This is a genomic window from Corynebacterium sp. 22-2729 (genome assembly GCF_053479475.1).
Map to the genome: position 1 here is coordinate 56,585 of NZ_JBRBCA010000001.1, position 15,482 is coordinate 72,066.

The following is a 15,482-nucleotide window of genomic DNA, read 5'->3' on the forward strand; positions in this document are numbered from 1 at the left end:
GTCGGCCGAGCCGCAAATACGGTGCTTATCCGCGGTTTTGCTGCCGGCCTATAACTTTTGTTGAGTTTTATCGTCATCTGCACACGCTGGTTTTGCCATGCCATTTCGTCATGTCGTCTCATCGCGCCCGGCCAGTCACTGCCGGATGTCTAATGAGCGTGTACGGACTTCTTGCAAAACTCTAAGGAATGCGAACGAACCCCATGTGGCGCAAAGGTGTACGCCAGGTTAAATCAACTGAAATCTACTTCACTTGCCGAAGATCCGACCCATGCGCTTCATGCGGGAGAGCCTCCCCAGCCTGCGCATCCTCCCCAGACGAAACATTCCGCGCCATCCGAATAGGAGCAGGCCGCTCATCACCGTCGCGACAATCATGAACGACCAATGCGGAACCTCCCCGTGCCGGACACCCCAAATGCCCAGGCCGACGATCACATTGACGATCCACACCAACGCGCCCGTAGAGAATTCAAAGCCACTGCGTCCACTGCGCGGTTGCACCACACCAATCCACAGCAGTGCCCATACGATCGCCACACCAATCAGGAATGGCCAGGCGGTATCCAGCCAGCCCGTGAAGCTCAGCGGCATCTCGGGGGTGTTATGAGCAATGCGCGCCAGCAGCGCAAACAAAAGAACAGCGAGCACGTCGAAGCACAGCGCCATCCCCGGGGCGCGCTGGACGGTGCCGGGAGTATCGCCTGTGGAGGTGCGGTTGGTGGTCATAGCTTCGTATCCTACTGTGCCGGGCCGACGGGTTCTTCTTGCTTTTCTGTTTGACGCCCAGTCTCCGCGGTTTTCTTTTCATCGGCACCTTTGGGGTTAACCATCTTGGTGGCGAAAAAGACGATCCAGCCCACGAGGGTAAGCCCCACGAAGCTGAGCATGCGGAAGACGATCACGGCGCCGAATGCCTGAACCGATGTCAGCGTGGCGAAGCCGACCAAACCACTGGTCAGGGCCACATCCACGGTGCCTAGGCCGCCGGGTGTTACTTGCGCCTGTCCCACCAGCTTTGCAGTGAGGAACGCCAGTGCCACGCCGGCGATAGGCGGCGTGGCACCGACGGCGTAGACGCAGCACAGCAGGCAGAGAATCTCAAAGATCCATTTTCCCAGGCTGGCAGAAATAGCCGCGGTGAGCTTAGACAGTGGTAGCTCTACGGCGGAAAGCTGGTGGGAGAGTCCCTCCACCTTGTCGGTGAAACGATCTGCGGGCTTGCCGCGACGTGTGTTGTAGGTGCGCAGGCGGTTAACCAGCCAGCGTTCCACCTTGTCTGGGTTGGAGGCCACCCAGTTGGTCAGGAAAGCCAGACCAATCATTGCAAGTAACGAGAGCGCCAATGTCATTGGCTTTACGGTTAGCCCCAGGAAGAACACCGCACCGATGGCAAGAATTGCCATCCCACCGCCAGCTAGAGCTCCCGAAAGCAGCATGTACCAGCTGGCGATCACGGGCGTGGCTCCCCACTTCAGCTGTTCGCGGAAGATCATGGCGGCCGACAGTGCCGGCCCGCCAGGGAAGGTCGCAGACCAGGAGTTTGCTGCTAGTCCCAGCCAGTTCACGCTACTGCGTTTGACCTTCACCCCGGCGCTGCGTAGCAGCACCACCATCACTTCAGCCTGGGCAATCATGGAGATCGCCAATGCCGCAACGGCCAGTCCGATCCAGCGTTTGTCCGAGTGCCGGAGGGCACGCCAGCCTTCTCCGATGAAGTGCAGGTGCTCCCGGGCGAGAAAGGCAATGAGGCCTATCAATGCCAGCGAGAGCAGAGCCCTGACATCCGCACGTCGCAACAAACTACGCATTAGTAATCGCCTTCGTGGTGCGCCTTGTCAGTCTTTTCGTCAGTCGTCTCGTCGGTGGCATTGCGGCTGTTTTCCATTCGGCGCATCAACTCCGCGAAAGGCAAATCCCGCTGACGCGCGGGAGCCTCGCCGGGACGTTGGGCGGGCACGGGGGCGATGGCGTCCACACCAGAAAGCTCCGCGACCGTCACTCGCGAGGAGGAACGTGGTCGCATAGATTCGTGCGATCCGGATTCCAGCTGCTCATTGTGCCCGACCTTCTCCGAAAGTCGCTTGACCCAACGCGGGGCCCACCAGTTATCCGGGCCGAGCAGATGCATGACGGAAGGTACAAGGAGCATGCGGATGATCGTCGCGTCCAGGATGAGGGCGATGACCATTCCGAAAGCGATGTACTTCATCATCACGATCGACGAGAAGCCGAAGGCGCCACAGACCACAATCATGATCAGCGCAGCAGCGGTAATGATACTGCCGGTGGTCGCTGTGCCGAAGCGGATCGCCTGATCGGTCGAGGCTCCGCGGGCACGGGCTTCGACCATGCGTGAGACCAGGAAAACCTCGTAGTCGGTCGAAAGCCCAAAGACGATGGCGATGATCAGCACTAACACGGGCGAAGTCAGCGGGCCGGCGGTGAAGTTAAACATGTCCGCACCGTGGCCGTCGACAAAGATCAACGTCAACAGGCCAAGGGTGGCGCCGGTGCCCAGGATATTCATGATCACGGCCTTAGCTGGGATGATCAGCGAGCCGAAAATCATAGCCATCAGCACGAAGCTGACGAGGACGATATACAGCAACATCCACGGCAGCTTCTCAAACAGCGCGTCGATGGACTCGACCTCCAAGGCCGGAGTGCCCGCGACGTACACATTGGCGCCGTCGACGTTAATGTCCTCCAGGGAATTGACGATCCGGTCGTTATCCTTGCGGTCGGTAATACCGGTGGACAGCACCGTGACGCCGTCCTTCGTTGGGCGCGAAACCTGGAACGGGGCGGTGAGGCCCTCGATGGCATTGGCTTCCTTGTACACCGCACCCACGGCCTTGGAATCGCCTTCGATAACCAGCTTGATCGGATCGGTGCGGAACTGCGGGAACTTCTCGGTGAATTCCTCCTGGTTCACGCGCGTCTGATTCGACGGAGGCAGGTAGGTCTCGTTCATGCCACCCAGCTTGATGCCGGCGATCGGTACGGCCAAGAGCAACATGCCACCGACGATGACTACCGTAAACAGCTTGGAGTGACGCATGGCAAAGGCCGGAATACGTCCCCAAATGCCATTGACCTGTTCAGAGCGACGACGGTCGCGCTTTTTCTTGAACGACAACTTGTCGATATTCGGCCCGAGCATTGCAAAGATACTGGGGAGTACAGCCACCGACAGCAGTGCGGCCAAGCCCACTGCAGAAATTGCACCGAAAGCCACGGACTTCAAGAACGCCTGCGGGAAGATAAACAGTCCGGAAAGCGCCACGGCCACCATGGCGGCGGAGAAGACTACCGTCTTGCCTGCAGTGGCGGTCGTGTTGCGCACGGAAGTACGGGTGTCATTGCCCTCTGCCATCTCTTCGCGGAAGCGGGAGACCATGAACAAGCCATAATCGATGGCCAGCCCCAGTCCCAGCAGAGTTACAACGGACTGTGCGAAAACGTTGATCTGTGTGAAGCTGGCCAGGATTGCCAGCACGCCCATGGAGCCCAGGATCGACAGACCACCGACCAGTAGTGGCATGAATGCGGCGATCAATCCACCGAAAACGAGCAGCAGCAGTAAGCCCACGGCAGGCAGCGCGTAGACCTCGGCACGGTGGATATCGCCTGCCATGCCCTCGTCCAGGGAATCGGAGACCGCCGTTGCGCCAGCAATCTTGACGTCCACGCCAGGCGCGCTAATGGCCCGCAGATCATCCTCGATCTTGCGGAAGTTGATTAGTACGTCGTCCTCTACGCCCTTTAGCCCAATCGAAGCGAACGCGGCGGTGCCGTCCGGGTTGGTCATGGCAGCCGGGCCCCGGTTGAAGTAGCTGGTCACACCGCCGATCTCATCGGGGTGATCCTGTCGCAGCTGCTCGATTTGGCGGGTGATGTTTTGTTTCACCTCGTTCGAGGTCGCACCCCCCGGCTTATCGCTGGTGACCATCAGGATGATGTCCCCGTTGGCGTCACGACCAAAAACATCTTGCTCGATCTGCGCGGCCTTCGTGGACTGCGAGTTGGGGTCGTCCCAACCTTCCTGGCTCATCCGGTCGGCCAGTTTCAGCCCGGCGACGACATACAGCACCAGAATCGCCGCAATGATCACCAGTGGGATCAGCCGGCGGAACCGGTAAGCGACATCGCCCCAAGAGCTAAACAACGTGTGATCCTTTCCTTTCAAGTTCCCCTTAGTCTACGAATCCGACCAGGGCGAATGGCAAACCAATCAGGGCGTGTTAGCTATTTCTTCCGCCACAGGTACTCGCGGATTACGTGCTCCTTGTCCAGGCCTTTACCCTCGAACTTCGTGATCACCTGGCGATCTGTGAGCTGCGGAATGTCGGACTGATCCTCCGGCCAGCCCAGGAATTCCAGCTGCTGTTCCACCTCCACCAGCTCGTCGATCCACTCGGCATAGTCCGCGTGGTCGGTAGCAATGTGCAAAATGCCACCGGGCTTGAGGCGGGAAGCAATCAAGTGCAGCGTGCCGGATTGCACGATGCGGCGCTTGTGGTGGCGTGCCTTGGGCCACGGATCGGGGAAGTAAATGCGTACGCCCGACAGTGATTCGGGGGCGAACATGCGCTGCAGGACTTCCACGCCATCGCCACGGATCATGCGCACATTGTGGATTTCGCCACGCACAACAGAGCCCAGCAGTTTGGCCAGCCCAGGGCGGTAAAGCTCGACGGCAACAATACTCTTTTCGGCTTCCAAGGGAGCCATTGCGGCGGTGGACGTGCCGGTTCCGGAGCCAATTTCCACGATCGTTTCAGCTTCTCGGCCAAACCATTCGGGCAGGTCGATGACCTCGTCGGCGAGGACTTTGCCCAGGTGGGGCCAGTGTTCGTTCCAGAGAGCCTCCTGGTTATCGGTCAGGGTGCCGCGACGGAAGCTGAAGTTTCCCAGTCGCGGATAGTCGCGACCATCGTTAAACTCTGTCTGTAGAGGGCGGCCTGGGGGAAGGCTGCCTGGCGTTTTATCAGAATTATTCATCTCGACCATTCTTGCAGATGGATTGCAGAATGTCTTAAGCCAAGTGGGGGACTTAACAATCATGTTGAAGACCATTTCGGTCATCGGCCCGGACGCGCGTGTCGTGGCCGAGTGCGCTGCGGCGCTGCGTGCGCGAGTAGAGAGCACGGCAGAGGCGGGGGAGAGGTTAGAGGTCATCGAGGGAGCTGGTCCAGAGCGGCACCCGGACATTGTCGTGGCAGCGGTTGGTCGCTCGACGCAACAGGATCGCGAGGTTGCCCGGGCCGTTGCACAAGCCATGGGCGTGGTGCTGTTGTGGCCTTTTGGTAGTGACGCCCCCTCGTCCGAATGGGCTGATACTCCAGGATGGGTGTGGTGTGACACCGTGGAGGAGGTGTGCGAATGGATCCGCACGCTGGGGGTGGACCTTAATGAGTGGGAGATGCAAGCGCGCCGAGCAGATGCCGAGCGTGTAGATCGTGTGCGTATCGCTACGCGCTTGAGTGCGACGCGGATCGCCCAGGAGGTGCTGGATGGCGCCGGTGATACGGACGGGCGCGTTTCGGGCGCAGGAGGAGCTGCAGGTTTTGCGCACCGGCATGCAGTGTTTATGGCGCGGCTGCGGCTGGCGGTATTGGAACAGGGTGTGTTGTTCCCTGCGCTTCCGGAAGCGCAGGCGGAGGCTCCAGCCCGGCCTGCTGTGGAAATGGGATCCCGTGCGAGCTTGGTGTTGGCTGCCGCCGCTGGGCTGGCAGCGGGGCTGGGTTTGGGCACCATGGTTGGCAGGTTATTTGGCGTAATTGCCGGAATCCTTGTGGGAGTGTTCGTGACCTTGGTTGTGGTAGGAGCGCGACTGGCAATGCAGCGATCCGCAGCGCTGCGAGTCCGGGTTGCCAAGGAGGGGGCGGCTCTGCGAACCCACTGGGCAACGGTGGTGACGGAGGTGGTCGCCCGGCTAGAGGTTCCGCCGGTCGCACCTCGAATCCGCGAACTGGCAATAAAGACGCGCTAGTGAATCGCTAATGAAAATGCAGGGGTGAAAATGGAGGGGATGGACATGAGTGATTTTCCAGGGGATGGCCTCGGCCTAGACGGTGCGGGCGATTACGCGGGCATTGTCGGCGGTAACAGCGGGGCTCTGCCACAGAATCCGCTGGTCGATCTGATCGGTGGAAACGAGCTGCACGGCGGGAACGAGCTGCACGGTGGCGGAGAGGGCGAGATTCGCGACGGGCTGACTGTTGAGTACCAAGGCCGTGAGTACTACGTCAACGAGCTGAACCTCAGCGATCCGCATGCTCACGACCCGAATCGGGCGCCCGGCCACGGTGGTTGGGGTGCCGGTGCCAACAGTGCTGAAACCAGTGAAGGATACAGCGGGGCCGGTGGAGCTTATAGCACCGGAGTGGAAGAGTCCGTCACGATTGCCGACGACCAGGGGATGAGCATCCTTTCTGATACGGATGGTGACGGCAAGGTGGATTATGTCTCCTCAGTCTCTTATGACGGACAATGGTCAGCCTGGCGGTGGATAGAGCCCGCGGAGGCGGAGGGGGCGTCATCAAGAGGCAACAGCGACACCCCCAATTCGGGGAGGTCTCGTTGGGAAACGGATGCTTGGAAATGCGTTGATCGGGGGCAATGGGGTTAGTGAGGGTGTGACCTGCGTCCACTCCGTGTGGAACCAAAGCATCGCCGCGTTGCTTCGCGATAGTCTGGGGGCATAAGGGGCTCTTGTGCCGTAGTGCAGGCCCGGAAAATTACAGATAGCAGCTATATCGAACGCCCAAGAACCACAGGATTTAGTAGACTTTAGGTGAATGCAGCCGGGGTTTGAACTGGACGTTTTAAACATACGGACGGCTAAATCGGGTTGTGGGAAGAAATAACGTAGGGAGAATATCGATGACCATTCGAGGACTTGTCGGCGAGGCGCCCACCAAGAACCAGGAAATGCTGAACTGGATCGAGGAGGCCGTGGAGCTTTTTCAGCCAGAATCAGTCGTGTTCTGCGATGGCTCCGAGGAGGAGTGGAATCAGCTGGCAGAGCAGCTGGTTGAGCACGGTACCCTGATCAAGCTGGACGAAAAGGCGCAGCCGAACTCCTTCCTGGCTCGCTCCAACCCGTCTGACGTTGCGCGTGTGGAGTCCCGCACCTTTATCTGCTCCAAGACCGAGGAAGGCGCAGGTCCCACCAACAACTGGATGGATCCGGAGCAGATGCGTGCGGAGATGCGCGAGCACTTCTCCGGCTCCATGAAGGGGCGTCGTATGTACATCGTGCCTTTCTGCATGGGTCCGATTACCGATCCGTCTCCGAAGCTGGGTATCGAGATTACGGACTCCCCGTACGTGGTTATGTCCATGCGCATTATGACCCGCATGGGTAAGGAAGCGCTGGATAAGATCGGCGAGAACGGCGAGTTCGTTAAGGGGCTGCACTCTGTAGGTGCTCCGCTGGAGCCCGGCGAGGAAGATTCGACTTGGCCGTGCAACGACACGAAGTACATCACCCAGTTCCCTGAGGATCGTGAGATCTGGTCCTTTGGCTCTGGCTACGGTGGTAACGCCATCTTGGCTAAGAAGTGCTACGCCCTGCGCATCGCCTCGGCTATGGCCCGTGACGAGGGCTGGATGGCTGAGCACATGCTGATCCTGAAGCTGATCAGCCCGGAGGACAAGGCTTACTACATCTGCGCAGCTTTCCCATCTGCTTGTGGCAAGACCAACCTGGCCATGATCCAGCCGACCATCCCGGGCTGGCGCGCAGAGGTCGTCGGCGACGACATCGCATGGTTGCACTTCGGCGAGGACGGCCGCCTGTACGCGGTGAACCCGGAGAACGGCTTCTTCGGCGTGGCACCGGGCACCAACTACGCCTCCAACCCGATGGCAATGAAGTCCATGGAGCCGGGCAACACCCTGTACACCAACGTTGCCCTGACCGACGACAACAACGTGTGGTGGGAGTCCAAGGAGGGCGAGCCGCAGCACCTCATCGACTGGCTGGGTAACGACTGGACCCCGGATTCCGGCAACAAGGCCGCACACCCGAACTCCCGCTACTGCGTGCCAATCGAGCAGTGCCCGGTTGCCGCACCGGAGTTCAACGACCCGAAGGGTGTGCCGGTTTCCGCCATCCTGTTCGGCGGTCGCCGTGCGGACACCGTGCCGTTGGTTACCCAGGCACGCGACTGGAACCACGCCACCTTCATCGGCGCTACTCTGGCTTCCGGCCAGACTGCTGCTGCTGCCGAGGCTGCTGTGGGCTCCCTGCGCCACGACCCGATGGCCATGCTGCCGTTCATCGGCTACAACGCCGGTGACTACCTGCAGCACTGGATCGATATGGGCAACAAGGGCGGAGACAAGATGCCGGAGGTCTTCCTGGTCAACTGGTTCCGCCGTGGCGAGGACGGCCGCTTCCTGTGGCCGGGCTTCGGCGAGAACTCTCGCGTGCTGAAGTGGATCATCGACCGCATCGAGGGTCGCGTTGAAGCTGACGAGACCGTCGTTGGCTACACCGCTCGCTACGAGGACATCGACACCGAGGGTCTGAAGGAGACCGAGGAGGACATCCGCGAGGCGCTGACGGTGAACCCAGCTGATTGGGAGCGCGACCTGGCGGACAACGAGGAATGGCTGAAGTTCCTCGGCCCGAAGGTTCCGTCCGAGGTCTGGGACGAGTTCAATGGTCTCAAGGAGCGCGTTCAGGCTGCGAAATAGCAGTGCCCTAGCGCACGTGGTTTGCGCTTGCGTCCACTAGACGCTTCCGAACAAAGGTGCCGGGAGAGAAACTCTCCCGGCACCCTTTGCTGTGAAATAACACGAGGATTAGCTCAGTTAGGGCAGCATGTGATTGCTTGCGGCTAACAAAACTAGTGCGGATACTTGTGGAATCGTTTTCAACGATTGCCGGGGTACCCGGTCACTCTCTGTTTATCCACGCCGCAGAGGTATTTGCACCACTTGCTGCGATCTTCAGTATTGCGTGGGTATTTCGCCCGCAGAGTAAGACCATCGTCCGCGGCGCTGTCGCCACAAACCTTCTGGCTTTGCCATTCACCTGGCTGGCGCGTGTATCTGGCGAAGCTTTGCTAGAAATACAGGGCTTTTCTGAAGGTGATCCAGGACCGCTCGCAAAGCATGCGGAGTACGCGAATTTCCTCATTGTCAGTGTGATTGTGCTGTGTGCGGCAGTTGTCGGGTTCTTCCTTGTCGACCGCTTCGCTTCTCTGCCTACTTGGCTGGCCAATGTGCTGCGCGTCGTTGCTGTGATTGCTGCGATTGCAGTGATCGTGACAGTCGTAATGACTGGTCACGAAGGTGCTGTGCAGGTCTGGAACGACTAAAGAAGTGTGTTGCTCGAACCAGTGCTCGCGCGTTGACTAAAGCGCCAGTCTCGAAGTCCCCGGTGCTCTAGTCTGGGAGGCATGAGCACCGAAGATCAGACCGCAGAAGATCAGACTCGGCATGACCAGCAATCACAGCAGGTCAGCCGATGGGTGGTTAGCGATTTCATTGATATCGATGCCACACCGGAGGAAGTCTATGAGCTAATCTCCGATGTCACCCGCACCGGAGAATGGTCGCCAACGTGTAAGCGCTGCGAGTGGCTGGGTGAACCTGGCCAGGTGGGGAGTCGTTTCAAGGGAACCAACGAAACGTCCGAGCGTACCTGGGAAACAGTATCCCAAGTTGTAGCAGCGGATCGCCCGCACGAATTCGCATGGGTGGTTGGGCCGGATGCTCAGCCTGGCGGTTTCGTGCGCTGGGGCTACCGTGTGGAGCCGCTCGGTGGGGCTGCGGGCAACGGTGCGGGCATGCGTACGCGACTCTATGAGGATTGGAATTTTCACGAGGCCGGCCGAGCTGCATTCTTCAAGAAGTGGGGTGACCAGGGCGAATCGGAAGCGGAGAAGCGCCGCGAAGCTGCCCTGGTGGGGATTCCCGAAACGCTCGCGACTATCAGGAAGATTGCCGAGGCTGGCAAATAGGTAGCCCACAAAGCGCAACCCGGCACCCCGTGGCGCAGTCAAACTGGCTCCCTGTAGCGAGAGATGTTGGCTCTTTGCGGCTGGGGGGGGGGAGCTCCGCGGTGGATAAAAACCTGTTTTGTAGAGGGGGGTTCCGGGTGTGTGGAGTGGCTACAGAATCGGAAATGTCGTTAGAACGGGAATGCGCAACCATGCGCCATGGTCCCCTGACCGGCTGCAGGTCTCTGAACTGCGGTTTTGTGGTAATGCAAATTATTCGCAGTAACGTATTCTCGTTCTAGCGACATTTGAGCCAACACCCCACTTCGCCACCCTTGAGTCGCTGCCCATTTCCATTATTGGAGGGGGGTAGATAGCTCAGTGGGGCTGATGGGACTGGTGTGGCGCGCAGCGGTTACCGCCAGGTCGCGCAGCCCCGCCACGCAGCAGTTACCGCCAGGCTGCGCAGCCAGACCGCGCCGTCAGACCAGCTAGGCCTTCGGCGCACCCAGTCCCTAGGCCTTCGGCGCAGTCACCGTGTACTGCCAGGCGCCCAAGCCCGCGTTCGCGCCGGCCCCCTGAGCAATCACAATCTGCTTGAAAGGCACGGTGGTGCAGTCGCCAGCAGCATAAACGCCGGGGATGCTGGTGGCATTGTGCTCGTCCACCACAATCTCACCCATCTTGTTTAGCTCCAGGCCGGATTCGCCCAGCCACTGGGTATTCGGCACCAGGCCGATTTGGATGAATACACCGGAAATCTCCAGCGACTTCTCTTCGTCATTGGTCCGGTCGGTGTACTTCAGACCCGTGACGTTCTTGCTGTCGCCCACGATCTCCGTAGTAGCTGCCGAGGTAATCACGTCGATGTTCGCAGTCTCCTTCACGCGCTCCATCAGGATGTCATCGGCACGGCAGGCCTCGCCGAACTCCAGCACCGTCACGTGCTTCACCACACCTGCAAGGTCCAGTGCAGCCTCGATGCCCGAGTTTCCGCCACCGATCACGGCAACTGGCTTCCCCTTGAACAGTGGGCCATCGCAGTGCGGGCAGAAGGTCACACCCTTGTTGCGGTACTCCTCCTCGCCTGGAACGCCCAGGGTTCGCCACTGTGCGCCCGTAGCAATAATCAGGGCACGGGCGCGCAGGGTGGCGTCATCCCCAAAGTGAACGGTGTGCAGGCCACCCTCCTCGGTGGCGGGGGTCAGGCCCGTGGCGGACTGAGACTTCACAACATCGATGTCGTACTGGCCGACGTGCTCCTCGAACTCCGCCGCCAGCTTCGGGCCTTCGGTGGAGGGCACGGAGATGAAGTTCTCGATGGAGTTCGTGTCCAGCACCTGGCCGCCGAAGCGCTCGCCGATCAGGCCTACGTTCAGTCCCTTACGGGCAACGTAGATGGAGGCTGCCGCGCCCGCCGGACCTTGGCCGACGATCAGCACCTCGAAAGGCTCCTTTTCGTTCAGCTTCTTAGCCTCGCGCGCCGAGGAACCGCTGTCCAGCTTGCGCACGAAGTCCTCGATGGTGGTGCGCCCCTGGCCGAACTCCTCCCCGTTGAGGTAGATGGTCGGCACGGCCAGGACGTTGTTTTCCTTCACTTCGTCCTGGAATAGCGAGCCTTCCACTGCGGTGTGCTTGATGCGCGGGTTCAGCACCGCCATGGTGTTGAGCGCCTGTACGACGGTCGGGCAGTTTTGGCAGGTTAGGGACATGTAGGTCACGAACTCGTAGTCGCCGTCCAGGTTCTTTACCTGCTCGATGAGGTCTTGGTCTTCCTTGACTGGGTTGCCGCCGACCTGCAGCAGTGCCAGTACCAGGGAGCTGAACTCGTGGCCCATCGGAATACCTGCGAAGGTTACGGAGATATCGCTTCCAGTCCGCACGATGCTGAAGGCGGGCTTGCGCTCGTGTGCTTCGTCGTCGCGGCGGGCAGTGATCTTGTCGGACAGCCCGGCGATGTCCTGCAGCAACTTCTCCAGGTCCTCGGAAGCCGATCGGTCATCCAGGCCGTATACCAGCTCGATGTCCTCGGTAATGCGCGGGACGAGTTGGCCTAGTTGTTTGCGCAGGTTGTCATCCAAAAGTTGCTTAGCCATGTGAGGCTCTCTCTTTCTTTCTTCCTATTGACGCCACCCCAATCGGGTAGTGCGCCACGGTGGGTTCTTCGGGGGAGGAGGCGTTGTGTTTTCTATTAGGGGCACTAAAAACGGCGGGCGGGATCCGTAAAAGGAAAGCCCTGCCCGCCGTGGGTTTCCCGCCTCTATGCAGCGGGGGGATAAGGGTTTGTTAGATCTTGCCAACCAGGTCGATGCCCGGGGTCAGGGTGTCTTCGCCCTCTTCCCACTTGGCGGGGCAAACCTCGCCTGGGTGCTCTGCGACGTACTTAGCAGCCTTGACCTTGCGGACCAGTTCGGAAGCGTCACGGCCGATGCCCTCGGCAGTCTGCTCGATGTACTGGATCTTGCCTTCCGGGTCTACCAGGAAGGTGGCGCGGTCAGCCTGGCCGGCGCCCGGGCGCATGTTCTGGAAGTTGTTGGTCAGCTGGCCGGTGGAGTCGCCCAGCATGTAGTAGTTCACCTTGCCGACCTGCTCGGACTCTGCGTGCCATGCCTTGTGCACGAAGTGGGAGTCGGTGGAAACGGCGTAAACCTCTACGTCTAGACCCTTCAGCTCCTCGTAGTGGTCAGCCAGGTCACCCAGCTCGGTGGGGCAGACGAAGGTGAAGTCACCCGGGTAGAAGAAGAATACGGACCACTTGCCCAGGACATCGTCCTTGGATACCTCGGTGAATTCACCGTTGAAAAAGGCGGGGTTGGTGAAGTCCAGAATCTCGGTGTTGATGAGGGACATGTTATGCCTCCTAAGGGCTTGGCTTCGATTGATTTGTTTGGCAGTTTTTCGCAACCGTCGCCCCATAGCCTACCTACTTTCTTCAACCCTGTTGTGGAGTTGAAATGGATTCCGAGTAGGGAATGCGGGTGGCGTTATTGCGATCCACCACTCATTATAGCATCGACTTTGTAAAAGATCCATGATTGATAGGTTTACATTGGTCTTGAGTTATGGGATTGGGTTGGGGGTCGTTATCAATGTTCATTGGGTCACTTTTGGACGCCATGGCTTTGTGGGGAGGGGGAGTAGGCGCTAATATAACCGGAACAAAATAGACAGATCGGTTCACTTTTGGATTTAGAGTAGGGGAGCCCATGATTCTCACCGGACTAGCTTTAGGTGCTGTCCTTGGCTGGGTTATGCAGCGCGGACGGTTCTGCGTCACCGGCATGATCCGCGACATTTTCCTCAACAAGACGTGGCGCGGCTTTAACGCACTGCTCATCGTTATCGCCGTACATGCCGTTGGCCTTGCCGCTCTCACTTCTGCGGGTGTGATCACTCCGGAGTACAAGTCCTTTGCTCCAATAGCAGTGGTTCTCGGTGGGTTGCTGTTCGGCGCAGGAATCGTGTTGGCCGGCGGCTGCGCGTCTGGCACCTGGTACCGCTCGGCAGAAGGCCTCATCGGTTCGTGGCTTGCCCTCGTGTTCTATGCGGGAAGCGCTGCGGCTATGAAGGGGGGCGCGCTGAACTTCCTCAATGAGGGATTGCGAAGCTGGAAGCTGCCCATAACCACCATCCACGGTTCCCTCGGTATCTCGGTCTGGTGGCTAGTGATTCCCTTCGCCATCGGTGTGGCCTTTCTTACCCGGCACTTCCTTTCGCAGGAAGCTAAGGCGCCCACGATGGCAACGCTGAAGCCAAAGAAAACTGGCTTGGCGCACGTACTCGCAGAGAAGCCATGGCATTTCTACCCGACCGCAGCGATCATCGGTGCGCTTGGAGTGCTCGCATGGCCGCTGTCGGCAGCGACCGGACGTAACGACGGCCTGGGTATTACCAGCCCCTCGTCCAACCTGTCGAAGTTCCTCATTGGCGGTGAAGACAAGGTCGACTGGGGAGTCATGCTGGTGCTTGGCCTCCTAGTAGGAGCGTTCTTCGCGGCCAAGGCGTCGGGAGAATTCCGGCTGCGCGTTCCTTCCGCCGAACAGGCCGTCCGCTCCGTTATCGGCGGTGTGCTGATGGGTGTGGGCGCGTCCGCTGCGGGTGGCTGCACCGTGGGCAACGGCATGGTGCAGACCTCCCTGTTCAGCTACCAGGGATGGGTTGCGCTGCTGTTCATCGCCATCGGAATCGGCATTGCCTCCAAGCTGTGGCTCAAACCCACCGACGCGGTGCCTGGCCAGACTCAGACCAAACCGCGCAACGTAAATCCCACCAGCACTGGAACGAGTGCTGCAGACCACGAGTCCATGGCTGCTCAGCTGGGGTTCCAAACCACCGGAACGCTCCTGCTAGATCGGAAATCTACGGCGGCGGAGGCTGTGGCGCCGAAAAGCGATGAGGGAGACAACGGCCTCCAGCTAGTCGGCGAGCGAACCTATAAGCTCGACACCCTCGGTGCGGTGTGCCCGTTCCCGCTGGTGGACGCGAAGGCGGCGATGGCCGACCTTTCCGTCGGGGATTCGCTGCAGATCGACTTTGACTGCACCCAAGCCACCGATGCCATCCCGCGCTGGGCTGCCACTGATGGCCACGAGGTCACGAACTTTGAGCAGACCACCGACGCCGGTTGGACGATTACCGTGAAGAAGGGCTGCTAGTCTCCCCCGCTTCGGGGTGCCTGGGGAATGAGTGGCGTCACCAAAAAGCGAATGGCCGGTGGCTCCAGCAACAATGGGGGCATGAGCGATTCACCGGTAACCAGGCACACAATCTTTCAGAATTCCCTGATGACCGCCCTCCTGGACGGTATTTACGACGGCGAGATGACCGTCGGAGAGCTGCTGGGCAAGGGCAACTTCGGGCTCGGAACATTCGACGCATTGGATGGCGAGATGGTGATCATCGACGGCGTTTGCTATCAGCTGCGCCACGACGGCACCGCCACCCGCGCGGATCTGGAGACCTGTAGCCCTTATGCCGTGGCCACCAACTTCGTACCCCGCATCCGGCGCCGTGCGCCGGAGAATATCCGTCGCGCGGATCTATCGAAGTTCATCGACGGCATGACTCCCTCTTCGAATTACATGTACGCCGTCCGCATTACCGGGCATTTTAGTAGCGTGGTGACGCGCACCGTAATCAAGCAGGAACCGCCGTATCGGCCGATGGTGCAGGTCACGGAGGATGACGCCGAGCAGCACTTCACCGACGTGACGGGCATTATCGCGGGCTTCCGCACACCGGTCTACGAAAAGGGGATCTCTGTTCCCGGCTGCCACGTGCACTTCATCGACGACTCGCGCACCGTCGGCGGGCATGTGCTGGATTTCACCCTGGAGGAGGGCAAGATCGAACTGTGCCCTGGAACTGACCTGGAGCTGCGACTACCGTTGACCAGCGCGTTCTCGCAGGCGAACCTGGATCCGGAGGATCTAGACGAGCAGCTGCACAAGACAGAGGTAAAAGACTAGCCCCGATTAATGGCTCCGCGGAACCATTAACCGGGACTATTACCTAAAAGGG

Annotated in this window: 13 protein-coding genes; 7 read left to right on the forward strand and 6 right to left on the reverse strand. The window is 59.7% G+C overall.

Going from position 1 to position 15,482, the window contains the following annotated elements:
- Positions 1-249 precede the first annotated feature (249 nt).
- The 4 genes from ACUY2T_RS00255 to trmB form a co-directional block, all read right to left on the reverse strand.
- Positions 250-729 carry a DUF3054 domain-containing protein gene (locus ACUY2T_RS00255; protein ID WP_448306851.1) on the reverse strand — a complete coding sequence of 160 codons (480 nt, stop codon included), beginning with the start codon at positions 727-729 and terminating at the stop codon, positions 250-252.
- An 11-nt stretch (positions 730-740) separates the two neighbouring features.
- Positions 741-1,811, reverse strand: a complete 1,071-nt coding sequence (locus tag ACUY2T_RS00260) for a lysylphosphatidylglycerol synthase transmembrane domain-containing protein (RefSeq protein ID WP_448306852.1) — start codon at positions 1,809-1,811, stop codon at positions 741-743.
- Positions 1,811-4,171: an MMPL family transporter gene (locus ACUY2T_RS00265; protein WP_448307155.1), complete on the reverse strand. Its 2,361-nt coding sequence runs from the start codon at positions 4,169-4,171 to the stop codon at positions 1,811-1,813. The genes ACUY2T_RS00260 and ACUY2T_RS00265 overlap by 1 nt, the downstream gene beginning before the upstream one ends.
- An 80-nt stretch (positions 4,172-4,251) precedes the next feature.
- Positions 4,252-5,016 (reverse strand): tRNA (guanosine(46)-N7)-methyltransferase TrmB, encoded by a 765-nt coding sequence (trmB, locus tag ACUY2T_RS00270; protein WP_448307156.1) that lies wholly within the window; start codon positions 5,014-5,016, stop codon positions 4,252-4,254.
- Positions 5,017-5,068: 52 nt separating this feature from the next.
- On the opposite strand from trmB, the gene ACUY2T_RS00275 reads away from it, so the two are divergent.
- The 5 genes from ACUY2T_RS00275 to ACUY2T_RS00295 all read left to right on the forward strand — a co-directional run bounded on the left by ACUY2T_RS00275 (position 5,069) and on the right by ACUY2T_RS00295 (position 9,983).
- Positions 5,069-5,998 (forward strand): hypothetical protein, encoded by a 930-nt coding sequence (locus ACUY2T_RS00275; protein ID WP_448306853.1) that lies wholly within the window; start codon positions 5,069-5,071, stop codon positions 5,996-5,998.
- A gap of 45 nt (positions 5,999-6,043) precedes the next feature.
- A complete protein-coding gene (locus ACUY2T_RS00280) occupies positions 6,044-6,637 on the forward strand; it encodes a DUF6802 family protein (RefSeq protein WP_448306854.1) in 594 nt (197 codons plus the stop codon).
- Between the two features lie 254 nt (positions 6,638-6,891).
- On the forward strand, positions 6,892-8,712 hold the full coding sequence (locus ACUY2T_RS00285; RefSeq protein ID WP_448306855.1) for a phosphoenolpyruvate carboxykinase (GTP): 1,821 nt from the start codon (positions 6,892-6,894) through the stop codon (positions 8,710-8,712).
- 167 nt (positions 8,713-8,879) lie between these two features.
- Positions 8,880-9,338 carry a hypothetical protein gene (locus ACUY2T_RS00290; RefSeq protein WP_448306856.1) on the forward strand — a complete coding sequence of 153 codons (459 nt, stop codon included), beginning with the start codon at positions 8,880-8,882 and terminating at the stop codon, positions 9,336-9,338.
- A gap of 81 nt (positions 9,339-9,419) precedes the next feature.
- Positions 9,420-9,983: an SRPBCC family protein gene (locus ACUY2T_RS00295; protein WP_448306857.1), complete on the forward strand. Its 564-nt coding sequence runs from the start codon at positions 9,420-9,422 to the stop codon at positions 9,981-9,983.
- A gap of 494 nt (positions 9,984-10,477) precedes the next feature.
- Here ACUY2T_RS00295 and ahpF read toward each other — a convergent pair whose 3' ends face one another.
- Both ahpF and ahpC read right to left on the reverse strand, forming a co-directional pair.
- Positions 10,478-12,058, reverse strand: coding sequence for an alkyl hydroperoxide reductase subunit F (ahpF, locus tag ACUY2T_RS00300; protein ID WP_448306858.1), 1,581 nt, complete (start codon positions 12,056-12,058; stop codon positions 10,478-10,480).
- Positions 12,059-12,248: 190 nt separating this feature from the next.
- On the reverse strand, positions 12,249-12,812 hold the full coding sequence (gene ahpC / locus ACUY2T_RS00305; protein WP_448306859.1) for an alkyl hydroperoxide reductase subunit C: 564 nt from the start codon (positions 12,810-12,812) through the stop codon (positions 12,249-12,251).
- 356 nt (positions 12,813-13,168) lie between these two features.
- Between ahpC and ACUY2T_RS00310 the strand changes: the two genes are divergently transcribed.
- Positions 13,169-14,617: a YeeE/YedE thiosulfate transporter family protein gene (locus ACUY2T_RS00310; RefSeq protein WP_448306860.1), complete on the forward strand. Its 1,449-nt coding sequence runs from the start codon at positions 13,169-13,171 to the stop codon at positions 14,615-14,617.
- Positions 14,618-14,698: 81 nt separating this feature from the next.
- A complete protein-coding gene (gene budA, locus ACUY2T_RS00315; RefSeq protein ID WP_293790546.1) occupies positions 14,699-15,430 on the forward strand; it encodes an acetolactate decarboxylase in 732 nt (243 codons plus the stop codon).
- Positions 15,431-15,482: the final 52 nt, after the last annotated feature.